The organism is Paraburkholderia bonniea, from assembly GCF_009455625.1.
GTDB lineage: Bacteria > Pseudomonadota > Gammaproteobacteria > Burkholderiales > Burkholderiaceae > Paraburkholderia > Paraburkholderia bonniea.
Map to the genome: position 1 here is coordinate 2539632 of NZ_QPEQ01000001.1, position 22800 is coordinate 2562431.

A 22800-nucleotide genomic window follows, 5' to 3' on the forward strand; every position below is an offset into this window, starting at 1 on the left:
CCGCATGAAACTTGATCTGAAAATCCTTGATGCGCGCATGCGCGACTTTCTTCCGGCTTATGCAACACCGGGTAGTGCCGGTCTTGATCTGCGCGCCTGCCTGGATGAGCCGCTGGTTTTGCCAGCAGGCGGCACCGCGCTGGTACCGACCGGACTGGCAATTCATGTGGCCGATCCAGGCTATGCCGCGCTGATCTTGCCGCGCTCAGGGCTTGGGCATAAGCACGGTATCGTGCTGGGCAATCTGGTTGGACTGATCGACTCAGATTACCAGGGGCAATTGATGATTTCGACGTGGAATCGCAGCGCCAGCACCTTCACGCTCAACCCGATGGAACGCCTGGCGCAACTGGTGATCGTGCCGGTGGTGCAGGCCCAGTTCAATCTCGTAGACGACTTCACGCAAAGCGAGCGTGGCGCAGGCGGCTTTGGCAGCACCGGCCAGCATTAGGGGTTGAGGCAGCACCTATCTAATGCTTTGCGTTTGAGGTTCAAATGCAAAACGGCGCGGGGGGCAGTTCAGATTGAACTGCCCCCCGCGCCGTTTTGCTATCGCCTTACCGTTACGTGCGGCCTACTCCACCTCAAGCGCCTGCGGATTAGGCTTGCGCGATGCTGGATGCTCGTCAAACGTCAACGAAACCTTGTCATTCTCGTCAACATCGACGCTGACACGGCCACCATTCACCAGCTTGCCGAACAGCAGTTCGTCAGCTAACGCGCGGCGGATCGTGTCCTGAATCAGGCGTTGCATCGGGCGGGCGCCCATCAGCGGATCAAAGCCGTTCTTCGCCAGATGCTTGCGCAGCGCATCGGTAAAGAGCGCATCGACCTTCTTCTCGTGCAGCTGATCTTCAAGCTGAATCAGGAACTTGTCGACCACACGCATGATGATTTCTTCATCCAGCGGACGGAAGCTGATCGTGGCATCCAGCCGGTTACGAAACTCCGGCGTGAACATCCGCTTGATATCGACCATTTCGTCGCCCGCTTCACGCCGCGTCGTAAAGCCGATGGTGGTTTTGTTCATCGACTCCGCACCCGCATTGGTCGTCATGATGATGATGACGTTGCGGAAATCTGCCTTGCGGCCGTTGTTATCCGTCAGCGTGCCGTGATCCATCACCTGCAGCAGCACGTTGAAAATATCCGGATGCGCTTTCTCAACCTCGTCAAGAAGCAGCACGCAATGCGGTTTTTTCGTCACGGCTTCGGTCAGCAGGCCACCCTGATCGAACCCGACATAGCCCGGCGGCGCGCCAATCAAGCGGCTCACCGCATGCCGTTCCATGTATTCAGACATGTCAAAACGAATCAGCTCGATCCCCAGCGTGAACGCCAGTTGCCGTGCCACTTCAGTTTTACCGACCCCCGTCGGGCCTGAAAACAGGAACGAACCAATCGGCTTGTCAGTCTTGCCGAGGCCTGCGCGCGCCATCTTGATCGCAGCGGCCAGCGCATCAATTGCCGGGTCCTGGCCAAAGACGACGCTCTTCAGATCGCGGTCGAGTGTCTGCAGCTTGCTGCGATCATCCTGTGACACGCTTTGCGGCGGCACGCGCGCCATCTTCGAAATGATTTCCTCGATCTCGCCCTTACCGATCGTCTTGCGCTGTTTCGACTTCGGCAAGATGCGCTGCGCGGCACCCGCTTCGTCGATGACATCAATCGCCTTGTCCGGCAAATGACGGTCGGTGATGAAACGCGCCGACAGTTCCGCCGCAGCGGAAAGCGCGCTGGCCGAATATTTCACGCCATGGTGTTCTTCGAAACGCGACTTCAGCCCGCGCAGAATCGCCACGGTTTGCTCCACGGTCGGCTCTGTTACATCGACCTTCTGGAAGCGGCGCGAAAGTGCGGCGTCTTTTTCAAAAATGCCGCGGTATTCGGTGAAAGTGGTCGCCCCCAGGCATTTGAGTGTGCCGGACGACAGCGCGGGCTTAAGCAGGTTGGACGCATCAAGCGTGCCGCCCGATGCTGCACCCGCGCCAATCAGCGTGTGAATTTCGTCGATGAAAAGAATCGCGTGGGGCCGCTCTTTCAACTCTTTGAGCACGGTCTTCAAGCGTTGCTCGAAGTCGCCCCGGTACTTGGTGCCCGCCAGCAATGCACCCATGTCCAGCGAATACACCTGCGCATCAGCCAGGATATCGGGCACTTCGCCGCGCGTGATGCGCCAGGCCAACCCTTCAGCAATTGCGGTTTTGCCCACCCCGGCTTCGCCCACCAGCAACGGATTGTTTTTGCGCCGGCGGCACAGCACCTGCACCACACGCTCGACTTCCGGCTCACGGCCAATCAGCGGGTCAATGCGGCCCTCTTTCGCCATCTGGTTCAGGTTTTGTGTGAACTGGGCCAGCGGGGTTTCTTTTTGTGCCGCCGCTTCGTCAGACTCGGCACCCGCGTCGCCCGCTTTCGCGGCGTCCGTGCTGCTGGTCTTGGCGATCCCGTGAGAAATGAAATTCACCACGTCCAGGCGCGTCACACCCTGCTGCTGCAGGTAATACACCGCGTGCGAATCTTTCTCGCCGAAGATCGCCACCAGCACGTTCGCGCCGGTCACTTCCTTTTTGCCGTTCGAGGTGGATTGCACATGCATGATCGCGCGCTGGATCACGCGCTGAAACCCGAGCGTAGGCTGGGTATCGACATCTTCCGCGCCTGGTACGGTAGGTGTGTTGTCATGAATGAAGTTGCGCAAATTCTGCCGCAGATCTTCTATGTTGGCCGCGCATGCACGTAGCACTTCAGCGGCGGTCGGATTGTCCAGCAGCGCCAGCAAAAGATGTTCAACCGTGATGAATTCGTGCCGCGCCTGGCGTGCTTCCATAAACGCCATATGCAGACTGACTTCCAGTTCCTGGGCAATCATGCTTCCTCCATCAGACACTGCAGCGGATGCCCGGCCTGCCGTGCGTGGGTAACGACTTGCTCGACTTTGGTCGACGCGATGTCCCGCGTATAGACCCCACAAACACCTCTACCTTCCCGATGCACTTTCAACATGATCTGCGTGGCAGTTTCACGATCTTTGCTGAAATATTCCTGCACGATCATCACCACAAATTCCATCGGCGTGAAGTCGTCGTTCAGTAACACCACTCTGTACATGGACGGCGGCTTCAGCTTGCGCGTCTGCCGCTCTATCACTGTACTGCCCTGCTTGTCCGGATTAATCGCCATACGTCCATTCTAAACAACTCGGACAGGTCCGCGCCCCTGCCAAAACCCGCCCGCAAGACTCAGGAGGCTGTTCTCCCATGACCTGGCGGCACGCCCGGTATCTGTGTCGTGCGCTAGTCCGGTCGCAGCACCGGTCCAGCGTGTGTTCCATCAATGTCCTGCGTGCTAACCAATGTGTTTCGAGCTACTGCCTAAGATCTGTCTGAAATTTGTCCTAGCCAGCGGCGTTGCACGAGTATGGCACAACCCCTGCCCGATTGAAGCCGTCTAGTAACACCGCACTGTGTCTCTTTAGCACCGGCACGAAGTATCCCGGCTCATATGCGTCGCTTATGCTCTTTTTCAAGATTGAGGGTTCATATGGCGAGGTTCATATCTCGATATGGCACAAAAAAACAGCAAAAATATTAAAAATGGATTCTTTACAACGGCAACCGGAATATCTCAAAATTTTCTTGACACTCGAATAAAGAGACTCAACAATCAAGCTGGCACTTATTTCAATGCGCAGTAAATCGAAGTAATGCCGATGGTGAGCTTGTGAAAGAAGAAGCGGCTGTGAGTCACAGCCGTTAAGCTTTTCGAGGGCTCGTGGTAGTCACATGAGACAGGGGAAGTAGGAATGTCAACTGGTACGGTTAAATGGTTTAACGATGCAAAAGGTTTCGGTTTCATTACGCCCGATGAAGGCGGTGAAGATTTGTTTGCACATTTCTCGGCAATCCAGATGAACGGGTTCAAAACCCTCAAGGAAGGCCAGAAAGTGAGCTTCGAGATCGTGCAAGGCCCCAAAGGCAAGCAGGCCTCGAATATTCAGGAAGCGGTTTAGCCTTCTCGGTTTCCGTGATCCAGAACCCGGCTTAAAGCCGGGTTTTTTCATATGTGGCCTGATTTAAATAATGCGTATTGATTAAATCACTTTCAGCGTCGCCATCATGCCGAGATCTTCATGTTCCAGGATATGGCAATGAAACATCCGCTCGCCCGTCATCGATTGAAGCGTCGCTATCCGCACAGTTTCACCAGATTGAAGATTGACCGTATCGCGCCATGCCAAAAATGGTTCCGGTGTGTTAATTCCGTTTAATTCGCGGGCCAGCACCTGAAACTGTGTGCCATGCAAATGAAATGGATGATCCATGTCGGTACGGTTCTCAAGCGACCATTGCTCTACCTCGTCGCGGCGGCTGGTCAGCATGACCTGTGACGGGTCGAATACCGCGCCGTTAATCATGAATTTCATCCCGCGTGGCAGCGCTGCATGTGCCGTCATCGGCGTCGCTCCCGGTGCGTCATGCTGCATCGGCAATGCGTCCATCTCCATGGCTTCTGTGAATACCACCGTTTTTTGCGCCACTGGCGTGCCCAGCGCCGGCACTCGCCGCAGTTGCGCCGGAAGTGGACGGCGCACGCCGGCAGCAGCAGGTGAGCCCGCCGGAGCGGCGAAATGCACCTGCGCCAGCACCCTGGCCGGATCTGGCGGCAAGCTGCCGTGCGACAGCGCCATCTTGCCGCGGTCGTAAGCCGCGGCGCTCAAACTGCCCTGATGCGCCACAGAACCCACCGGCACGATCAACTCGGCCCGCTCGCCAGGCGCGAGCAGTAGCTCTGTCAAGCCATCACGGGGCTGCGCCAGCAAGCCGCCGTCCGTGCCAACCTGGCTAAAACGCTGGTTCGCGCCAAGCGTCAGCTTCAGGTAGCGAGCGTTGCAGCCGTTCCAGACGCGCCAGCGTTCGTCCTCTACCACCTCAATGCGCGGCTGATGCGCGCCATTAAGCAGCACGAATTGCCCTTCGCGGCCATTCATCCAGTCCAGCGTCTCGTTCGGTGCAATCGTGCCGTCTTGGGCGAGCTTCAGATCGGTAAAGAACAGATGGCGTTCAGGCCAGCCCTGCAAGGGATCATCGGCGGCGCGCACGATGAACGGCCCCGCCAGCCCGCGAAACACCTGCTCGGCGGTCATCATGTGGGGATGCGGGTGATACCAGTAGGTGCCCGCACTGCCGCGCGGCAGCGTAAACCGGTAGAGGCGGCTCGCGCCTGGGGCCACTGGATCGGCAGGATTGCCGTCCTGATCGGGCGGCACCGGCAAGCCGTGCCAGTGGATGGTCGATGGCTGAGGCAGATGGTTGATAAAGCGGATTTCGACCGTATCGCCTTCGCGCACGTCGATCAGCGGGCCAATCGCCGGTTCCGTTGAGCCTGGTGCCGGGTGCTGGGTCTGCGGATCGTATTGCCAGACCAGCGTCGGTGCTCCGGCAAGCCATTGATGCGGCACCGGATGCGCCACCAGGGTCGCCCGGAACACGCCCGGCTCACGGCTGGTATTAGCCAGCGTGCGTAATGCGGGAAGCGGTGCGCCAACCGGCAACGCATCCATGGGGGCTAATCCGGCACCAGTTGGCTGGCCCATTACGGTGGAGCCCATCTCAGGCATCCCGGCCATCTCAGGCATCGGGTGTGCTGCGTGGGCCGAATGCGCCGCGTGCTGGGCGAAGGTCTGCCGGGTGAAGAACGAGGCGAGCGCGAGGCTCAGCGTCTGGGCGAAAAAAGTTCTGCGGAGCATGTCAAAGGTCCTCGATGTGGGTTTGTTGCTGATGCGATATGGCCGGGGCCAGTCGCCTGGGCCATCGCTCGGGTTCAGGCAGCGCGCTGATCAATCGGAGGACGAAGCAAAGGGGGATGCGTGATGCTGTTCAGGCGGCTGGTGTGGCGCGCCGGTGGTGGCAACGAGGTGTCGCGGAGCATGGCAAAGCCACTGCGCCAGGTGCCCGGCAAGGAGCAGCACACGTGGCTGCAAGCGGCGTGGCAATCAGTCCCAGCGCACGGGGCATGGGCTAGATCTGGCGCGTCAAGTCCTGCACAAGCTGGCTTCTCAGCGCGCGTAACGGCGAGCGGCACCGGCACTGCCGTCATCACCCTGGCCGCCAGCGCCGTGTGCAACGGGTCACTTGCTGAGGCTGGGGCTGAGGCCGCAGCGAATACGCCCGGCCAGCCGCAGACAAACAGTGGCAGCAGTAGCACCATGCACCAGCGTTGCAAAAGAGCCATTTAGCAAAAAGGTGCCGAGGCACCAGAGAACTCAACCGGGCAGATCATAGCTCACACCCCGTCTTGCTCCAGGCTTCATTTCCGGCGAAACCCCTTCTTTACTCCATGCAACATCCGCTAAATCTGGACAAAACGCTGCGCCTTAGCCAGCCGCCGGTGCGCTTCCGTCAACGCCTCAGTAAAAACACTTAATTTAATTGCATTACGATTGAACTCATTTCAATGCAATTTTTTTGACTCTATCCTGATTTAAATACAGGATGCCCCACGGCCTGCAACGACCGCCTTCATCATGTTGTGCCTTGCCTTATCCGATGCCTTCTGAGGAACTGGAAATGAATCACGTCGCGCCCTTGATCGCCGCCCTGCAAGCTGAACTCGGCGCGGCTGCGGTCATCACCGCTGAAGCCGATCTGGAAGGCTTTATCGAAGACTGGCGTGGCCGCTACAAAGCACCAGCGATCTGCGTGGTGCTGCCGTCCAGCACCGGGCAAGTGGCCGCAAGCGTGCGTCTGTGTGCCGCTCATGGCGTGCCGGTGCTCGCACAAGGTGGTAACACCAGCCTGTGTGGTGGCGCAATTCCCGCGCAAAGTGGCCCGGCCCCAGTAATCGTGAATTTGTCGCGGATGCGCCGCATCCGTCAGATCGACGCGGCCAACGGTTCAATGGAAGTCGAAGCCGGTTGCGTGCTGCAAACCGTGCAGGACGCGGCAGCAGCGGCGCAGCGGCTGTATCCGGTGAGCCTCGGTGCGGAAGGCTCGTGCCAGATCGGCGGCACGCTGGCAACCAACGCGGGTGGCACAGGCGTGCTGCGCTACGGCAACACGCGTGACAACGTGCTCGGCGTCGAAGTGGTGCTGCCCGACGGCACGATCTGGAATGGCCTGCGTGCGCTGCGCAAAGACAATACCGGGCTAGATCTGAAGCATCTGTTCATCGGCACCGAAGGCACGCTGGGCATCATCACCGCCGCCACGCTGAAATTGCATCCATTGCCCACGCACCATGCGCTGGCCTGGTTCGCGCCTTGTGATCCGGCTGCGGCGCTACGCGTGCTCGGTCTGTTTCAGGCTGCGTGTGGCGCGCGTCTCGCCGCATTCGAAATGATTAACCAGCAACAACTCGAACTGGTTCTGGAACACGTGCCCGAGCGGCGCAATCCGCTAGCCGGGACGCATCCGTGGCATGTGCTGGTCGAGCTGGCCGATACTGGCGGCCATGAGGCTATGGCAGCGCTGCTGCAACAAACACTGGAACACGCGGCCGAAGCCGGTTTGATTCTCGATGCCGTGCTGGCGAGCAACGAAAGCCAGCGCAGCGCGTTGTGGGAAGTCCGTCACAGCGTGTCCGAAGCCAACAAGAAAGGCGGCCTTGGCCTGACCACCGACTGTGCCGTGCCACTCTCCGCCGTGCCCGCCTTTATCGAGCAGGCCACGCAAGCAGTGCATGCGCTTGAGCCTGGGCTTGAGATCCTGGTGGTCGCTCATTTGGGCGATGGCAACGTGCATTTCATCCCATTCTTCTCCTTCGAGCGCTGGCGCGCGCTCCCCGATTCCGCCGCCACCGCTGGCGCTTTACGCCGCTGTGTCAACGATGTCGCGCATGCGCTGCATGGCACCTTTAGCGCGGAGCATGGCGTGGGCCAAACCGGCCTCGCCGAAATGGCGCATTACAAATCTCCCGCTGAGCTCTCATTGATGCGTGCCGTCAAGCAAGCGCTTGACCCTGCTAACCGCTTTAACCCCGGACGTCTCGTGCCTGAACCTGAATCATCGAAACCATTGCCGGCATCAGCGGCCTGAAACCCGCTTGAACCTGCCTTGAAGCACGCTTGAGCCGCGCCTGAATCTGCCTGAACCCAACCCGGCCTGGTCCAGCCAGGCCAGGCGGCCGAAGCTCAACCCTGTCCGCCCTTTTCCGTCTCACGGCGATGGCGTCCTTTTCCTCCTCTGGAGCCGATATGAAAAAGCAGCCTGCACGCGATCCAATTCAGCAGCCACGCCGCCGCACCGCCCTCAAAACCGCTGCGGCCGGTGTCGCCGCAGTCGCGTTCCCCTTCGTCTGGACGCCCTCGCGCGCCGCCACCAAGCGCATCGTGATCCGTGATGACGGTGGCATTTACACCAAGGCGTTTGGCGCGGTGTTTTATCGTCCATTCAAGGAAAAAACCGGCATCGAAGTGGTGGGTGTCCAGGCCAACGCCGAACCGACCGCGCTCATCAAAAGCATGGTCGAAACCGGTAGCTACACATGGGACATGGCCAAGCTGAGCCAGCCCGCGATCTTGCTACTGACCGGTGGCGGCAAGGATTATCTGGAAAAGCATGGTCTGGAATCAGACCCAGTGATCGCCAAAATTCCCGCGCAATACATGTCGCCGTATGGCGTCGGTAACAACGTCTATACGACCGTGCTGGCGTATCGCAAGGATGCGTTCAAGGGCCGGCGCGCGCCGCAATCGTGGGCCGATATGTGGAATTTGAAGGATTTTCCAGGCCGCCGCGGCTTGCGCAAATATCCCTTCGACACCATCGAAGAAGCATTGATGGCCGATGGCGTCGCGCCAGGCCAGGTGTATCCGTGCAACTTCGACCGGGCGTTCGCCAGCCTGAGCAAGATCGCCAAACAGGTGGACGTGTGGTGGACCACCGGCGCGCAAGTCGAGCAAATGCTCGGCTCGGGTGAGGTGGACATCATCAGCACCTGGGTGTCACGTGCGCAGTCGGCAATCGCTAATGGCGCGCCGGTCGGCATCGTGTGGAACCAGAACATCTGGGGCTGCGACAACTGGTCGATTCTCAAAGGCACGCCGAATGCGAATGCTTGCCGCGAGTTCATCAAGTTCGCCTCCGATCCCAAGCGCCAGGCTGCACTGGTCGAATATTTCCCGGCTGGCGTGACGCAACCCGAAGCGTTCAACTACATCAAGCCCGAGATCGCCAAAAACTGCCCAACCTTTCCCGCCAACATGAAAACCGGGCTGCATATCGACGCCCAGTTCTGGAAAGACAAGCAAAGCGCCGGGCTCGAACGGTTCAATCGCTGGATCCTGACCTGATCTCCGTTTTCACTCTTACGCGTGCCGCTTCCCATGCCTGCCTCGAACCTCAAAATCTCCGGACTGTGCAAGCGCTATGGCGACTTCGTTGCTCTCGCGCCCACGGATCTCGACGTCGCCCAGGGCGAATTTCTCACGCTGCTCGGCCCTAGCGGCTCGGGCAAAACCACGTTGCTCAGCCTGATCGCCGGGCTGGCGCAACCGGATGCGGGCACGCTGCGCATCAATGGCGCGGATGTCACGTATGGCGCGCCCTATGAGCGGGACATCGGCATGGTGTTCCAGAACTACGCGCTGTTTCCGCATATGACGGTGGCGGAAAACATTGCGTTCCCGCTGCAAATGCGCAAAACCGACGCTAAGGCGACGCAGGACAAGGTGATGCAGGCGCTGGAGATGGTGCATCTGCCACACGTGGCCAAACGCTTTCCGCGTGAGCTGTCAGGTGGCCAGCAACAGCGCATCGCGCTGGCACGCTGCATGGTCTACCGGCCCTCGATCATCTTGATGGACGAGCCGCTGGGGGCGCTCGATAAAAAGCTGCGTGACCATATGCAGCTTGAGATCAAGCGGATTCACCGGGAACTCGGCACGACGATTGTCTATGTCACGCACGATCAGGAAGAAGCCATGACGATGTCGGATCGCATCTGCCTGATGAACCATGGCTCGATTGCCCAGCTCGGCACGCCCGCGGATTTGTATTTCCGCCCAAACAGCGTGTTCGTGGCGGATTTTCTCGGCGAATCGAATCTGCTCGATGCGGTGGTCACGCACCGCTCTGGCGACCAGGTGCAGCTCAGCTTGCCAGGCAGCCCAGCAGCCCATGCCATGGCCTACGACCCAAAGATCGCCAACGGCCGCAACATCAAGCTGATGCTGCGGCCGCAAAACCTGCGCGTACACGAGACCGTCACGGCCACCACAGCTACAGCCACAACCAGTGCCGCGCCAGGCGGCATGCTCTCGGCGCAGCTCACGGACATCATGGTCACCGGCAGCATGACCAAGCTGTATCTGCAAGCGTCCACCGCCGCTGCGGCACCGCTGGTCGCCGCCTTCCCGACAAACCAGCTGGGCAGCCAATACGCCATCGGGCAAACGCTCAACCTGTCGTGGCTCGCCACTGACGCTGTTGCCATCGCGGAGTAACTCATGAGCCAGCCTGCCCTGAGCGCTCCGCGCCCTAACCCTACGCACGCCTCACGTCCGCCACGCTGGCACACGTGGTTGCGGCCCAGCATGAAAGCCGCGCCGATCGTGATCTTGCTCCTGGTGATGCTGATCTATCCGGTGGGCCAGTTGCTGTTGCTCAGCGTGCATGACGGCAGCCACTTCACGCTGGTGGAATACCAGCGTCTGTTCGCCTCTCCGGTGTATGTCGAAGTGCTGTTGATCACGCTGAAGATCGCGCTGTGGACCACCTTCTTCTCCGTCCTCACCGGCTATCCGGTGGCCTATCTGATCTCGACACTCACGCGCGAGCGCAAGAACCGCTTGCTGTTCTGGGTGCTGCTGTCGTTCTGGACCAGCTTTCTGGTGCGGACTTTCGCGTGGGTCGTGCTGCTTGGGCGCAACGGGGTCATCAACCACACGCTGATGAGCCTTGGCATCATCAGCCAGCCGCTTGACCTGCTGTACAACTTCTCCGCCGTCGTCATCGGCATGGTGCATGCGCTGATGCCGCTAGCCGTGCTCACCATGCTCTCAGTGATGGAGAACATCGACCGCACGCTGCCGCGCGCCGCCGCAACGCTCGGTGCCCGCCCTGGCACGGTGTTCTGGAAGGTGTATTTCCCGCTCTCGCTGCCCGGTGTCGCCGCTGGTGCGCTGATGGTGTTCGTCACAGCAATTGGCTTTTTCATCACGCCCACGCTGCTCGGCGGCCGTCATCAAACGATGATTACCCAGCTCATCATTGACCAGGTCATGCAAGCGCTGAACTGGGGCTTTGCGGGGGCGATCTCGGTGCTGTTGCTGGCGGTCGTGCTGCTGGTGTTTCTGCTGTACGACCGGCTCGTCGGACTCTCGACGATGGCCGGTGACAGCAGTGCCACACGTGGCCCGCAAGCGCGCGGGGCGTGGAGCCGCAAGCTGGGTGACGCGGTGCTCAGCACGCTGGGCCGCGCCACCGATCTGCTGCTGGCGCTAGTGCCACGCCGTGTCCGTGGCCGTGGTCGCAGCAACGACGGCGAAAACCCGTTGCTGCGCGGCGTGGTGCTCGCACTGCTGGTGTTTCTCACGGCACCCGCTCTGCTGATGTTTCCGCTTTCATTCGATGCCGCTTCGGGCCTGTCCTGGCCACCGCATGGCGTGTCGCTGCAGTGGTATCAGCAAATCATCGATTCACCGCTCTGGATGCAAGCCATCACGCGCTCAATGCTGGTTGGCATTGGCACCGGTGTTTTGTCGATGCTGATCGGCACCCCCGCCGCCTTCTTGCTGGTGCGCGGCAATCTGCCCGGCAAAGCAGCAATGCTGGCCTTCGTCCTGGCTCCCATCGTGGTGCCGCGCATGATTATCGCGGTCGGCGTGTTTTATTTCTTCGCTGAAATCGGCCTGGTCGGTTCAGCCATCGGCCTCGTGCTGGCGCACACCATGGTGGCGGTGCCGTATGTCGTCATCACGATGATGGCGGTACTGCGCAACTACGACACCCGGCTCGATCTGGCGGCGTACAGCATGGGCGCGCGGCCGTGGGCCACGCTGCGCCGTGTGACCTTCCCGATTCTCGGCGCGGGGCTGATGTCGTCGTTCCTGTTCGCCTTCGCCACTTCATTCGACGAGCTGACAATCGCGCTCTTCACCTCAGGCGGCCTGAGCACCACCTTGCCCAAGCAGTTCTGGGACGAGCTGACTATGCAGATTTCGCCCGTCATCGCCGCCGTATCAACCTGCCTGTTCCTGTTTATCGCGGCGCTGATCTGGGTGGCAGACCGTCTACGCCGCCGCAGCCTCGCTTCCTGAACGCATCATCACAGCCATTACAGAGAGTTCTTATGCTTGCATCCCAACAGTTACGCGGCGTGATGCCCGCCATTCCGACGCCAGTCCATGCGGATGGCACGTTGCACGTGGAGGCCGCTCGCGCCCTCACCGGCTATCTGCTCAAACAAGGCGTGGATGGTCTGCTGCCGCTTGGTGGCACTGGTGAATATGGCGCGCTGGCGCGTGCCGAACGGATTCGCATGGCCGAAGTCACGGCCTTGCAGGCGGCGGGCACCGTTCCGGTGATCGCTGGCGTGCTGGATCCGGGCTACCACGACGCACTGCAAGCGGGCCGAGAATTCGCCGCCGCAGGGGCCGATGGCTTGCTGGTGCTAACGCCCTACTACACCAACCCGACCCAGCAAGGCATTCGTGATTACTACCTGCGTTATGCCGATGAATCACCATTGCCCATCCTGATCTATGAAATTCCGTACCGCACCCGGATTGCGATTGCACCTGAAGTGCTGCATGAGCTATCACGCCATGAACGGATCATCGGCATGAAGGCGTGCAATACCGACATGTGGCATTTCCTGCGCACGGTGGCGGGGGTCGATGATTCGTTCGCGGTGCTTAGCGGCGAAGACACGTTATTTCCGCTGCACATGGCAGCAGGCGCACGCGGCGGCATTGTGGTGACCGCGACGCTGCTGCCCACGGCCTGGCGGAAGATTTATCAACTGTCAGCGGAAGGCCACACGCGCGCCGCGCTGACGCTGCATCGCTCGCTGATTCCGTTGATGAACCTCGCGTTCTCGGAGACCAATCCAGGGCCCATGAAAGCGGTGCTCGACCTGATTGGCGTGGATGCCCCAGCGATGCTGGCACCGCTGGTGCCAGCCGAGGCCAGCCTGGTAGCGAAGCTGCGGGCTGAGCTGGGCAAGCAGCTTGCCGTGTTTGAACGCAGCCATTGAGGGCGCTCGGGGCTAAGGGCGGCAGCCAGACGGCCCCGGGACAGGGCAAGTAGCAGGTGTTGGGCTGTGTGAGCTGTGTGAGCAGTTGGGCGCTCACACCGCCTGCGCATGTACCAGCGCTCCCGCCCCGCGCAAAGCTAAAAGCAAGCGCTAAAGAACCAGACACACGCCTTTAGCGCGTATACCCCGCCAGACGCGACTTCGAAATCGACGTCGCCGCAACCTGCACGTGCTGCGCCAGTTCGGCCTCCACCCGCTCGCGCGACCAGCGCGAAGTCGGCACCGAAATATTGATCGCCGCCACCCCCATGCCACCGTGATCGGTCACCGGCGCGGCCACCGAAATATCGCCCAGCACGGTTTCATTTTCGACCACCGCATAACCACGCCGTGCCACTTTGCGCACGCGCTCCAACAGCTTCTCAGAATCGGTTTCGGTGTAATGCGTCAGCGGCTCAAGCCGGGTTTGCGCGAGGATTTCTTCGACTCGCGCGGGGGCCAGCCGCGACAGAATCGCTATGCCCGCTGCGGTGAACATCGCGGGCAAACGCGCGCCCACCACGATGTCGATATTCACCAGATGCCGCCCCGGAAAACGCGCGACAAACACGATCTCGTGACCATCCAGCTCAAGCAGGTTGGTGGTCTCGCCCAGGCGTCGGCTGATGTCGAGCAGATAGGGCGAAGCCTTGCCGATCAGTTCGTTGGCGCGCACGTAGTTATAGGAAAACTGCAGCACCTTGGGCGTCAAGCCGTAGCTGCGGGTGTCTGGCACGCGATACAGATAGCCCAGCGCTTCAAGCGTATGCACCAGACGCTGGGTTGCACTGCGATCCAGCCCTGAGGCGCGGGCAATGTCGATCAGCGTCATATGCGGGCTCGGGCCATCAAATGCATGCAGCACCTGAAAAGCTTTTTCGGTCGAACCGACAAATAGCGAAGAGCGCGCTGGCGTGGAAGGGGAGGCGGAATCAGCGGCGGGATCGGAGGCAGTCATGGCAATTTAAGGAATGGGGGTTCCGTCAGTCATTGCATTGCATTGCAATCCGAGCGATTTTAATGCAATTAATTTTGCGGAAAAGCATCCGGAAAAACACCCCATGGCGCGAGGCGAATTTTTCTTTTTTCTGCGCCCGTGCTGGCGGAGAGGATCGCGCCAGAGACGAAAAACGCGGCTCATCTAGCCGCGCCTTATCTGCTTTCCTGTCAGCCGTTTCAACGCTTGTCTGCGCTTGCCAACCCTTGTCGTCAGCCCTTGGCATCAACCCTTGCCAGCCCATCAACCGAACGTGCCTGCTGTCGTGCCGCCATCGACCGTATAAAACATGCCGTTGGTATAGCTGGCCTCTGGCGACGACAAATGCGCGATCACATTAGCCACCTCATCGGCGCGAGCCAGGCGGCCCAGCGGCATGCGATTTTCGTAAAACGCCCGGTCGTAACGCGGGTTTTCCGCGAACAGCTCATCGGCCATCGGCGTTTCGACAAACCCCGGACACACCGCATTACTGCGAATGCCTTCGCGCGCATGGTCAAGCGCGAGGCAGCGTACAAGGCCGATCACCGCATGCTTGGACGCGCTATACGCGGCATAGCCAATCGAGCCACGCAAGCCCGCGTCCGAGCTCACGGCGACAAAACTGCCACCGCCGCTGGCGATCATGTGCGGCAGCGCATGGCGCGCCAGTAGAAACACGCCACGCAGATTCACCTCAATCACCTGATCCCATTCGTCCTCGCTGATCTCGGTCACCCGGCCCTTGCGCGCAATGCCAGCGGCCGCTACGACGGTATGCAGCCCGCCGAAAGCCTGCGCGGCACGCTGCACAGCCGCTTGCAAATCGGCCGAGTGCGCGACGCTGGCGCGCAACGCGAGCACCTTGCCGCCGAACGCCGCGGCCTCATCCGCCACCGCCTGCAACCGCGCCGGGTCGAGATCCACCAGCGCGACATCCGCACCACGCCGGGCTAGCACCAGCGCAGTGGCGCGGCCAATGCCGGATGCAGCACCCGTAATCAATGCGGACTCTTTACGATCTACCTTCATGGATGTGCCTGCCATCTTCTGAGTGAATTTTCCGGGCCGGCTGAAAAATCAGCCGCCCCCACACCACCGCCGTCAGGTTTGCACCTGCCAGCAAGCGCAGCGCTGCGCTGCGACGGTGCTGCAGCTAGCGCAGCACTTCGAGCGTGCGGCCCCAGCCGTTTTGCTCAGTAGCGAAAAAATCGCCAATCACATATGTCGCGCCCAGCACTTCCAACGGCTGAAATTCGTGCAGCGGATCGGTCGCAATCCCCGCTAGCTGAACCCGTGCCGCACCGTGACGCGCTGACGTCAGTTGAAAATCCGCTGAGGTGTCGCGTGCAATCACGCGCTTGTTCAGGATGCTGCCATCCGGCGCGGGCTGAACGTGCAGGTTCAGATGCGGCGTGGTGACCAGCGGCGGTGGCAGGTTCGCCGCAGCCGCCGTGGTTGCGTCAGAGGCCAGATCACACTCGATCTCGATCAGCGTCACGCCTTTGCGCACCACCGTGCCGCGCACCCGCTCGCCGTCTTCCAGCAGCTCAATCACGCCGAATTTCTTCGGATAGCCCCACAGGTCGCGCCCAGCGGCAATCGCCGCATCGTCGTCTTCGTACTCGAACAGAAAGTAGCCGCCCTGGCCGTCGCCGTAACGCACCGGCACGACGATGCCCGCATCCATGAACGGCACCTTGTTGCAATTCATGAAATCAGCGACATACACCAGCACGCGGTCATCGAGCGGCGTAAACGGCGTGGGGGCGAGATAACGCTCAAGCGTGGCCCGGTCGACGCGGCACACCGCGTTCAGCGAACGCTGGCGCGGGCAGTGATACGGGACAAACGGGTCCGGGATCAAAGGCGCGTGGATCGGGGCGTTATTGCCGTTTTGCACCAGATGCTTCGACACGTGATTCTCCAAAGTGAGGGGCCGGCCAGCGCCGGGAGCAAGGCGCAAGGCGCAAGGCCACCACCAGCGCCGCAGCCAGAAGCAGGCGCAGGGGCCTGCTGCCGGAGGCCATGCCAGGGAACTCCCGACCATGAAAATATATTAAAAATATTCACGATGATGATATATTGATAAAAAATTTCACACCAGATTTTTTTCTCTTCCTCCCGGAGACTCGCCATGACTGCCGCTGTTTATTCGTTGCCTGACGCCGCCCCGCTGTTCCCCAAGCCGCCCTACTACTACCGCAACTACCGCAAGCTGAGCGTGTTCTGCCGCACCGACAGCGCAGCGTTGGCGCGGATGTTGCCGCGGCATCTCACGGCGGTGTCAGATGTGATGGAAGTGTTCGTGATGGATGTGCCAGATGGCGGCCCGTTAGGCGCATACCGGGAAGGCGGAATCGTGGTGCCGGTTGAATGCGGCGGCCAGCGCGGCGGTCATGTTTTATACGAATTTGTGACAAATGATGATTCAATGGCGGCCGGGCGTGAAATCTGGGGTTACCCGAAAAAGATGTCGAAGGTGGATTGGTCCGAACATGAAGGACGCGTGCGGGGCCGGGTCGTGCGCCGTGGCGAAATTCTGATCGATGCAGATTTTCGTCCTGACGCCAACGTGTCGTTCGACAAACCACCGCTGCAGCCGCGCTATCAGGTAAAGCGGTTTCCTGCTGTGAACGGTGAAGGCTTCGACATGGACCGGGTGATCGTCAATGAGCTGCAAGACGCCACGGTGCATCAACGGGTGGTTGGCAGCGCCACCGTCTCGTTAGGCGGCAATCCGCAAGATCCGTTGCACGAATTGCCGGTGCTCAAGGTACTTGGCGCTGAATTCATCGTGGCTGATTTCACGCTGACTTTCGGCCGGTTTCTGGACTAGGCCGCAGTTGGGCCATGCGCCGCCCCAGGCGTATGGCCGGAGCTCAGGCAGTTGCACATCTAGAGCATCTCAAGCCGCGCTCTAAGGCAAGCAAAAACACGACACCTCACCACACGAACCGTCACACGCGCCGTGCCAGCACGTCGTGTGTGACCACTGGAACTGGAGACTGACATGAAGAAATCGCTATCCGCTGCCGTGTTTGCCGCCCTGGCCACGTTTTCCGCCAGCACCCTGGCTGTCGAGCCGTTAACCATCGGTGCCTCGGCCCCGCTCTCGGGCGCACAGGCTTACTTCGGCAGTTCATGGCTCAACGGGCTGCAGCTGTATATCGACCAGGCGAATGCCGCAGGCGGGGTTGGCGGCAGAAAAATCGCGCTGCAACGGCTGGACGACAAAGCCGACCCGCGCGAAGGCACACTGATCGCGCAAAAATTCTGTGACGAACGCGGCGTCGTGACCGCCGTGGCTCACATGAATAGCGGCGTGACGATTCCGACGATGGATATCTATAACGGCTGTGGCATGCCGCAACTCACCATTTCGACCAACCCGAAAGTCACGCAGCTTGGCTTTAAACACGTGTTCCAGGGCGCGCCGAATGATTCAGTGCAAGGCGAGCTCTCCGCCAGCTACGCCTACGGCACGCTGAATGCGCGCAAGGCAGCCGTGGTCAACGACAAGCAGGCGTTTGGCCAAGGCGTCTCGCAGGCCTTCACGGCCAGGTTCAAAAGCCTGGGCGGCGCGATTGCCAGCACCTCCAGCGTGAACCCGACTGACGTCGATTTCAGCTCCGTGCTGGCCACGCTCAAGCAGCAAGCGCCCGACGTGGTGTACTTCGGCGGCACGATGCCGCAGCTCGCGCTGTTCGTGAAGCAAATGCGCAGCGCAGGCATGAAGGCCACCTTCATGGCACCGGATGGCGCTTACACACCGCAGTTCTACGAGTTGTCGAGCGGTGCCGCCGCCAATGCCTATGTGACATTCCAGGCGCTGCCTTACGACGCGTCCCCGGAACTGCGTGACTTCGCCGCGAAATATCAGGCGAAGTTTGGTGCCGCGCCTGGCCCGCAAGCGGTCTATGGCTGGGTCTCTGGCCAGACGGTGGTGAATGCGATGAAGAGCGCGAAATCGCTAGACCGTGCGGGCATCCTCGCCGCGATGCGGTTGAGCAACTTCGACAGCTTGCTGGGCAAGGTCGCCTTTGACCCAGCTGGCGCGCTCAAGGGTGGCGGCCTCTTCATGTTCCAGGTGGAGGGCAAGAACTTCAAGCTGGTCAGCAAATAAGCCAGCGCACTCGCACGAAGCCCCCGTGTTGTGCGGGGGCTTCGTGCTGCCGGGCCATACGGGATGTGGGGCATGGGATGTGAAATATGCGGTATTGCAGCCGCACGCCTGGTGCCAGGCAAGACCAGGAGGCTTACTGGGCAAACACCCAGATAATCACCACCCGCTCGGTTTGCGATGGATTGCGTGAGTGATACCGCTGGCTGCGCCGGAACGAATAACTGTCACCGGCATTGAGGACGAAGTAATGGTCGTCGATCCAGAGCTCAAGCTGACCGCTCAGCACCATGCCGCATTCAAGCCCGGTGCCCTGCACGGATTTTTCCTCCGTTACGACGCCAGGATCGAAGGTCGACTGCATGAATTCAAGTTTCTCGCCCAGCTGTGGCGACAGCGCCTCAGTCAGGATGCCGTCCTGGCTCATGCGGCGGCGATTGCTCTGACGCACCACTAAACCACGTTCATCCGCCGGTGCCAGACCCGGTTCGTTATTCCGCAGAAACCAGCCCACAGTGACATTCAGCGTCGCGCTAATCGCGTACACGTCTTTCAGAGTTGGAGTAGACAAGCCCCGCTCGATCTGGCTGACATAGCCCACCGAGCGGTCCAGCGCACTGGCGAGCTGGTTAATCGTCATGCGGCGCGACTTGCGCAAGCCACGAATGTCTTCGCCAATGCCACGCACACCATCGGTCGCCGCGTCGAGATTGAGGTTGAGGTGGAGCTCCCCCTTGTCAGCCTCCGCTGGCTTCTTTTTCTGTGAAATTATTTTTGAATTTTTCATGAACGTGATAGATTTAGAGATAAATTCATCGACGTGAATAGTAGCACGGGCCTGGGGATGAAAAATAACCTCGGGACAAGATTAGCGATTAGCGCCACGGCACCAGCGGCATCTTCCACCGGTTTGTCAGCACGGGCAGCACAACCACGCCAGCCCATGCCGAAACATCAGGATCTCCTGCCATGACAGCATTTCTCACCCAGCAACTGTTTAACGCGCTGACTATTGGTTCCCTGTATGCGCTGATCGCGCTGGGCTACACGATGGTGTACGGCGTCTTGCGCCTGATTAACTTTGTGCACGGCGAATTCTTCATGCTTGGCGCGTATGTCTGCGTCGGCCTGGTGCTGTGGCTGCCGCAAACCGGCATTGCCATGCCGGTGCTAGCCGGGCTCGGTCTGCTCGCGGCCTTCACCGTGGTGGGCCTGGTGGGCGTGATGGTCGAGCGGCTGGCCTACAAGCCACTGCGCCATTCGTCACGGCTGGCCCCGCTGCTTAGCGCGCTGGGGTTGTCGCTGGCGTTTCAGGCCGCGGTGCAGGTGGTCTGCGGCCCGCAACCCATCGCCTTTCCGCAACTCATCCCCGCGCACCAGTTCAACATCGCCGGCGCGTCGCTCACCTCCACGCAGATCTACATCACGCTGTTCGCCTTCGCCTTGCTGGGGGCGCTGTACCTCTTCGTCAACAAGACCCGGCTGGGCATCATCGTGCGCGCCGTGTCGGAAAACTCGCGCACCTCGATGCTGCTCGGCATCCGCGTGGATCGCGCGATCAGCCTGGTATTCCTGATCGGCCCGGCGCTTGGCGGCGTCGCGGGCATGCTGTACGGCAACTACTACGGCATCGTGTCGCCCACCATGGGTGCCACCGTCGGTCTCAAAGCCTTTACCGCAGCGATCCTGGGCGGCATCGGTAGCATTCCGGGCGCGATGCTGGGCGGGCTCCTGCTGGGCTTTCTTGAGGTCTTCGGCACCAGCTTGTTGCCCATCGTCAGTCATGGCGTGCTCGGCACCGAGTACCGCGACATCTTCGCCTTCATGACGCTCATCGTCGTCTTGCTGGTGCGCCCCACCGGTTTGCTGGGCGAAAAAATTTCCGAAGAAACCATGGTCTACAAGAGGGACTACTGATGCAGGCACACACCTTGTCAGCCAGCCAAAGCGGCCCGGTCACCGCGCGCGAACGGATCATCGGCAGTGTGCTGCTGCTGGCCGCGCTCGCTGCCTGCGCCTCGGTTGCATTCGCCAGCGGGCACTATGCCCGCGTCGCCAACAGTGTGCTGATCTACGTGATGCTGGGCGTGGGCCTGAACATCATGATTGGCTACGTTGGTCTGCTCGATCTCGGCTTCGTCGGGTTTTACGCAGTTGGGGCCTACACCTGCGCGTTGCTGGCCAGCCCGCAACTCGGACTGCATTTGCCGTTTCTGCTGATCCTGCCAGCCGCCATTGTGCTAGGGGCGCTCGCGGGGGTGCTGCTCGGCATCCCGGTGCTACGGTTGCGCGGCGATTATCTGGCGATTGTCACGCTGGGTTTCGGCGAAATCATCCGCATCATCCTGAATAACCTCGACAGCCTGACCAATGGCCCCCAGGGCATTTCGCAGATCGACCACGCCAGCCTGTTCGGCTGGTCGCCGAATACCCCCCAGGCTTTTTTCTGGTTGCTGCTCGGCATCACGCTGCTGGTGATCTACGTTGTGTACCGGCTGGAGCATTCGATTCTCGGCAAAGCCTGGGCCGCGATCCGCGAAGACCAGGATGCGGCGCGCAGCATCGGCATCAACACCACTTCCGTCAAGCTCTGGGCCTTCGCCATCAGCGCGGCCATCGGCAGCCTGACAGGCGTGCTGTTCGCCACCTCGCAGCGCTACGTGAGCCCCGACAGCTTCTCGCTGAACGAATCCGTGCTGATCGTGCTGATGATCGTGATTGGCGGTGTCGGCAACGTGCTTGGCGTGATCGTCGGCACGCTGATCCTGGTGCTGCTGCCCGAAGTGCTGCGTGGTTTCGCTGAATACCGGATGCTGCTGCTGGGCTTGTTCATGGTGGTGCTGGTGATCTTGCGGCCGCAAGGGCTGGTGTCACGGCGCTACGGAATTGATCGACTACTCAAATCGGTGCTGCCACGATGACACTCGAATTCAGGGATCTCACCAAACGTTACGGCGCGGTCACCGCGATCAACCAGGTTTCGATGACCTTCGAAGCCGGCAAGATTCACGCGATCATCGGCCCGAACGGGGCAGGCAAATCGACCCTGGTCAATCTGGCAACGGGTTCGTATGAGCTGACCTCCGGCGAAATTTTTCTCGATGGCCAGCCCATTCACCAGTTGCAGAAGTATCAGATCAGCCTGGCTGGCATCGCCCGCACCTTCCAGAACATCCGGCTGTTCGACCGGATGCAGGTGATCGAAAATATCGAGGTCTGCCTGTTTCCCTCTGAAGCGCGCCATGTGTGGCGCGATCTGGTGTGGCCTGCCGATGCGCGGCGGCGGCGCGAGGAGCGTCTCGCGTACTGCATGGAGCTGCTGGAACAGTTCGGCCTGCAGCACGTGGCGTTCGACGAAGCGGCTTCGCTCTCTTATGGCCGCCAGCGCATGCTCGAAATCGTCCGGGCGCTGGCCCGGCGGCCGCGCGTGCTGCTGCTGGACGAGCCCGCCGCCGGACTCAACGAAGCCGAAAGCGCTGAATTGCGCGACCGGCTCAAAGCACTGCGGCGTCCCGACCTCTCGGTCATCGTCATCGAACACGACATGGATCTCGTGATGTCGATTTCTGATCACGTGTATGTGCTGCAAAACGGGGCTCTGCTGTTCGACGGCACGCCCGATGAAGTCCAGGCCAGCCAGGACGTGCAGCACGCCTACCTTGGAACCGAAAATGAACTCGAAAGCATCCGCCAGCTTGCTCAACGTCGAAAATCTGTCCGCCGGTTACGGCACTAAGCAGGTCTTGTCTGACGTCAGCCTGAAGGTGCAAAAAGGCGAGATCGTCGTGCTGGTCGGCCCGAATGGTGCGGGCAAATCCACGCTGCTAAACGCGATCTCCGGGATGGTGAAGGTCAAGGGTGGTCAGGTCAGCTTTGGCGCGCGCGACATCACACGGGCCCGGCCCGACCAGGTGATTCGCGGCGGCCTGGCGCACTGCCCGGAAGGGCGGCAAATCTTCCAGCGCCTCACGGTGGAAGAAAACCTGATCGCCGCACACCTGGGCCGAGGCCCGAAAAGCGCGACAGCGCTGCGAGAGCAGGTGTATGGGCTGTTTCCGATCCTGCTTGAGCGCCGGCACTCATCGGCCAACCGTCTTTCTGGCGGACAGCAGCAAATGCTGGCGATTGGCCGCGCGCTAATGGCAGAGCCCGATTTACTGATGCTCGATGAGCCATCGCTGGGGCTCGCGCCGAAAGTCATCACGCAGATATTCCAGATCATTCTGGATCTGGCTGAAGCGGGGATGTCGATCCTGCTGGTCGAACAAAACGTGCGGCTGGCCCTGGAAGTGGCCGATTACGCGTATGTCCTGGAGGGTGGCCGGATGCGGCTGGACGGGCCTGCGGATCAAATCGCACAAGACCCGCAACTGGCGCATTTGTATCTGGGTGCGGCGGTTGCGGCTTGAGCAGCTTGAGCAGCGCGGTGGGCAGGCCGTGGAGGGTACGGGTACGGAACGGGGGA

General features: G+C 60.6%; 21 protein-coding genes. 13 read left to right on the plus strand and 8 right to left on the minus strand.

All coding sequences use genetic code 11. From position 1 onward, the window contains the following. Positions 1-4: 4 nt before the first annotated feature. Positions 5-451: a dUTP diphosphatase gene (gene dut / locus GH656_RS11215; RefSeq protein WP_153075961.1), complete on the plus strand. Its 447-nt coding sequence runs from the start codon at positions 5-7 to the stop codon at positions 449-451. 123 nt (positions 452-574) lie between these two features. On the opposite strand, the gene clpA is transcribed toward dut, so the two are convergent. Together clpA and clpS are read right to left on the minus strand one after the other, a co-directional pair. Beyond that, complete coding sequence (gene clpA / locus GH656_RS11220; RefSeq protein WP_153075962.1) at positions 575-2872, minus strand: ATP-dependent Clp protease ATP-binding subunit ClpA; 2298 nt, start codon at positions 2870-2872, stop codon at positions 575-577. Continuing rightward, the gene (clpS, locus tag GH656_RS11225) at positions 2869-3183 is read right to left on the minus strand and encodes an ATP-dependent Clp protease adapter ClpS (protein WP_153075964.1); all 315 of its coding nucleotides are present in this window, start codon (positions 3181-3183) and stop codon (positions 2869-2871) included. The genes clpA and clpS overlap by 4 nt, the downstream gene beginning before the upstream one ends. Before the next feature lie 622 nt (positions 3184-3805). On the opposite strand from clpS, the gene GH656_RS11230 reads away from it, so the two are divergent. Beyond that, positions 3806-4012: a cold-shock protein gene (locus GH656_RS11230; RefSeq protein ID WP_153075965.1), complete on the plus strand. Its 207-nt coding sequence runs from the start codon at positions 3806-3808 to the stop codon at positions 4010-4012. 81 nt (positions 4013-4093) lie between these two features. Here GH656_RS11230 and GH656_RS11235 read toward each other — a convergent pair whose 3' ends face one another. After that, complete coding sequence (locus GH656_RS11235) at positions 4094-5749, minus strand: multicopper oxidase family protein (protein WP_153075967.1); 1656 nt, start codon at positions 5747-5749, stop codon at positions 4094-4096. A gap of 820 nt (positions 5750-6569) precedes the next feature. Here GH656_RS11235 and GH656_RS11240 point away from each other — a divergent pair. The 5 genes from GH656_RS11240 (at position 6570) to GH656_RS11260 (ending at position 13197) form a co-directional block, all read left to right on the plus strand. After that, on the plus strand, positions 6570-8036 hold the full coding sequence (locus GH656_RS11240) for an FAD-binding oxidoreductase (protein WP_153075968.1): 1467 nt from the start codon (positions 6570-6572) through the stop codon (positions 8034-8036). Between the two features lie 158 nt (positions 8037-8194). After that, a complete protein-coding gene (locus tag GH656_RS11245; protein ID WP_153075970.1) occupies positions 8195-9292 on the plus strand; it encodes an ABC transporter substrate-binding protein in 1098 nt (365 codons plus the stop codon). Positions 9293-9325: 33 nt separating this feature from the next. After that, entirely contained in the window at positions 9326-10444 is a 1119-nt protein-coding gene (locus tag GH656_RS11250) for an ABC transporter ATP-binding protein (RefSeq protein ID WP_153075971.1), read from the plus strand. A gap of 90 nt (positions 10445-10534) precedes the next feature. Beyond that, on the plus strand, positions 10535-12259 hold the full coding sequence (locus GH656_RS11255; protein WP_246184306.1) for an ABC transporter permease subunit: 1725 nt from the start codon (positions 10535-10537) through the stop codon (positions 12257-12259). A gap of 32 nt (positions 12260-12291) precedes the next feature. After that, positions 12292-13197 (plus strand): dihydrodipicolinate synthase family protein, encoded by a 906-nt coding sequence (locus GH656_RS11260; protein ID WP_153075975.1) that lies wholly within the window; start codon positions 12292-12294, stop codon positions 13195-13197. Positions 13198-13369: 172 nt separating this feature from the next. Here GH656_RS11260 and GH656_RS11265 read toward each other — a convergent pair whose 3' ends face one another. The 4 genes from GH656_RS11265 to GH656_RS11275 all read right to left on the minus strand — a co-directional run bounded on the left by GH656_RS11265 (position 13370) and on the right by GH656_RS11275 (position 16130). Continuing rightward, a complete protein-coding gene (locus tag GH656_RS11265) occupies positions 13370-14194 on the minus strand; it encodes an IclR family transcriptional regulator (protein ID WP_153075976.1) in 825 nt (274 codons plus the stop codon). Positions 14195-14219: 25 nt separating this feature from the next. Then, positions 14220-14480 carry a hypothetical protein gene (locus GH656_RS17905; RefSeq protein ID WP_217352251.1) on the minus strand — a complete coding sequence of 87 codons (261 nt, stop codon included), beginning with the start codon at positions 14478-14480 and terminating at the stop codon, positions 14220-14222. Then, positions 14477-15244, minus strand: a complete 768-nt coding sequence (locus GH656_RS11270) for an SDR family NAD(P)-dependent oxidoreductase (RefSeq protein ID WP_174769744.1) — start codon at positions 15242-15244, stop codon at positions 14477-14479. The genes GH656_RS17905 and GH656_RS11270 overlap by 4 nt, the downstream gene beginning before the upstream one ends. Positions 15245-15368: 124 nt before the next feature. After that, on the minus strand, positions 15369-16130 hold the full coding sequence (locus GH656_RS11275; RefSeq protein ID WP_174769745.1) for an acetoacetate decarboxylase family protein: 762 nt from the start codon (positions 16128-16130) through the stop codon (positions 15369-15371). A gap of 219 nt (positions 16131-16349) precedes the next feature. Here GH656_RS11275 and GH656_RS11280 point away from each other — a divergent pair, with 219 nt between their 5' ends. Both GH656_RS11280 and GH656_RS11285 read left to right on the plus strand, forming a co-directional pair. After that, positions 16350-17051, plus strand: a complete 702-nt coding sequence (locus GH656_RS11280) for an acetoacetate decarboxylase family protein (protein ID WP_153075981.1) — start codon at positions 16350-16352, stop codon at positions 17049-17051. Positions 17052-17225: 174 nt separating this feature from the next. Next, positions 17226-18338 (plus strand): branched-chain amino acid ABC transporter substrate-binding protein, encoded by a 1113-nt coding sequence (locus tag GH656_RS11285; RefSeq protein ID WP_153075983.1) that lies wholly within the window; start codon positions 17226-17228, stop codon positions 18336-18338. 133 nt (positions 18339-18471) lie between these two features. On the opposite strand, the gene GH656_RS11290 is transcribed toward GH656_RS11285, so the two are convergent. Beyond that, the gene (locus GH656_RS11290) at positions 18472-19122 is read right to left on the minus strand and encodes a helix-turn-helix domain-containing protein (protein WP_153075984.1); all 651 of its coding nucleotides are present in this window, start codon (positions 19120-19122) and stop codon (positions 18472-18474) included. A 182-nt stretch (positions 19123-19304) separates the two neighbouring features. Here GH656_RS11290 and GH656_RS11295 point away from each other — a divergent pair, with 182 nt between their 5' ends. From GH656_RS11295 to GH656_RS11310, 4 genes are read left to right on the plus strand one after another with little or no spacing between them, the layout of a single operon-like run. Continuing rightward, on the plus strand, positions 19305-20252 hold the full coding sequence (locus GH656_RS11295) for a branched-chain amino acid ABC transporter permease (protein WP_153075986.1): 948 nt from the start codon (positions 19305-19307) through the stop codon (positions 20250-20252). 14 nt (positions 20253-20266) lie between these two features. Continuing rightward, positions 20267-21256: a branched-chain amino acid ABC transporter permease gene (locus GH656_RS11300; protein ID WP_246184250.1), complete on the plus strand. Its 990-nt coding sequence runs from the start codon at positions 20267-20269 to the stop codon at positions 21254-21256. Next, positions 21253-22071, plus strand: coding sequence for an ABC transporter ATP-binding protein (locus tag GH656_RS11305; protein ID WP_153075989.1), 819 nt, complete (start codon positions 21253-21255; stop codon positions 22069-22071). The genes GH656_RS11300 and GH656_RS11305 overlap by 4 nt, the downstream gene beginning before the upstream one ends. After that, a complete protein-coding gene (locus GH656_RS11310; RefSeq protein ID WP_153075991.1) occupies positions 22007-22744 on the plus strand; it encodes an ABC transporter ATP-binding protein in 738 nt (245 codons plus the stop codon). The genes GH656_RS11305 and GH656_RS11310 overlap by 65 nt, the downstream gene beginning before the upstream one ends. Positions 22745-22800 lie beyond the last annotated feature (56 nt).

What these genes read in the sequence shown, in the direction of transcription:
- dut (WP_153075961.1), top strand. Translation starts at nt 5, where the DNA reads ATGAAACTTGATCTGAAAATCCTTGATGCGCGCATGCGCGACTTTCTT.
- clpA (WP_153075962.1), bottom strand. Translation starts at nt 2,872, where the DNA reads ATGATTGCCCAGGAACTGGAAGTCAGTCTGCATATGGCGTTTATGGAA.
- clpS (WP_153075964.1), bottom strand. Translation starts at nt 3,183, where the DNA reads ATGGCGATTAATCCGGACAAGCAGGGCAGTACAGTGATAGAGCGGCAG.
- GH656_RS11230 (WP_153075965.1), top strand. Translation starts at nt 3,806, where the DNA reads ATGTCAACTGGTACGGTTAAATGGTTTAACGATGCAAAAGGTTTCGGT.
- GH656_RS11235 (WP_153075967.1), bottom strand. Translation starts at nt 5,749, where the DNA reads ATGCTCCGCAGAACTTTTTTCGCCCAGACGCTGAGCCTCGCGCTCGCC.
- GH656_RS11240 (WP_153075968.1), top strand. Translation starts at nt 6,570, where the DNA reads ATGAATCACGTCGCGCCCTTGATCGCCGCCCTGCAAGCTGAACTCGGC.
- GH656_RS11245 (WP_153075970.1), top strand. Translation starts at nt 8,195, where the DNA reads ATGAAAAAGCAGCCTGCACGCGATCCAATTCAGCAGCCACGCCGCCGC.
- GH656_RS11250 (WP_153075971.1), top strand. Translation starts at nt 9,326, where the DNA reads ATGCCTGCCTCGAACCTCAAAATCTCCGGACTGTGCAAGCGCTATGGC.
- GH656_RS11255 (WP_246184306.1), top strand. Translation starts at nt 10,535, where the DNA reads ATGAAAGCCGCGCCGATCGTGATCTTGCTCCTGGTGATGCTGATCTAT.
- GH656_RS11260 (WP_153075975.1), top strand. Translation starts at nt 12,292, where the DNA reads ATGCTTGCATCCCAACAGTTACGCGGCGTGATGCCCGCCATTCCGACG.
- GH656_RS11265 (WP_153075976.1), bottom strand. Translation starts at nt 14,194, where the DNA reads ATGACTGCCTCCGATCCCGCCGCTGATTCCGCCTCCCCTTCCACGCCA.
- GH656_RS11270 (WP_174769744.1), bottom strand. Translation starts at nt 15,244, where the DNA reads ATGAAGGTAGATCGTAAAGAGTCCGCATTGATTACGGGTGCTGCATCC.
- GH656_RS11280 (WP_153075981.1), top strand. Translation starts at nt 16,350, where the DNA reads ATGACTGCCGCTGTTTATTCGTTGCCTGACGCCGCCCCGCTGTTCCCC.
- GH656_RS11285 (WP_153075983.1), top strand. Translation starts at nt 17,226, where the DNA reads ATGAAGAAATCGCTATCCGCTGCCGTGTTTGCCGCCCTGGCCACGTTT.
- GH656_RS11290 (WP_153075984.1), bottom strand. Translation starts at nt 19,122, where the DNA reads ATGAAAAATTCAAAAATAATTTCACAGAAAAAGAAGCCAGCGGAGGCT.
- GH656_RS11295 (WP_153075986.1), top strand. Translation starts at nt 19,305, where the DNA reads ATGACAGCATTTCTCACCCAGCAACTGTTTAACGCGCTGACTATTGGT.
- GH656_RS11305 (WP_153075989.1), top strand. Translation starts at nt 21,253, where the DNA reads ATGACACTCGAATTCAGGGATCTCACCAAACGTTACGGCGCGGTCACC.
- GH656_RS11310 (WP_153075991.1), top strand. Translation starts at nt 22,007, where the DNA reads ATGAACTCGAAAGCATCCGCCAGCTTGCTCAACGTCGAAAATCTGTCC.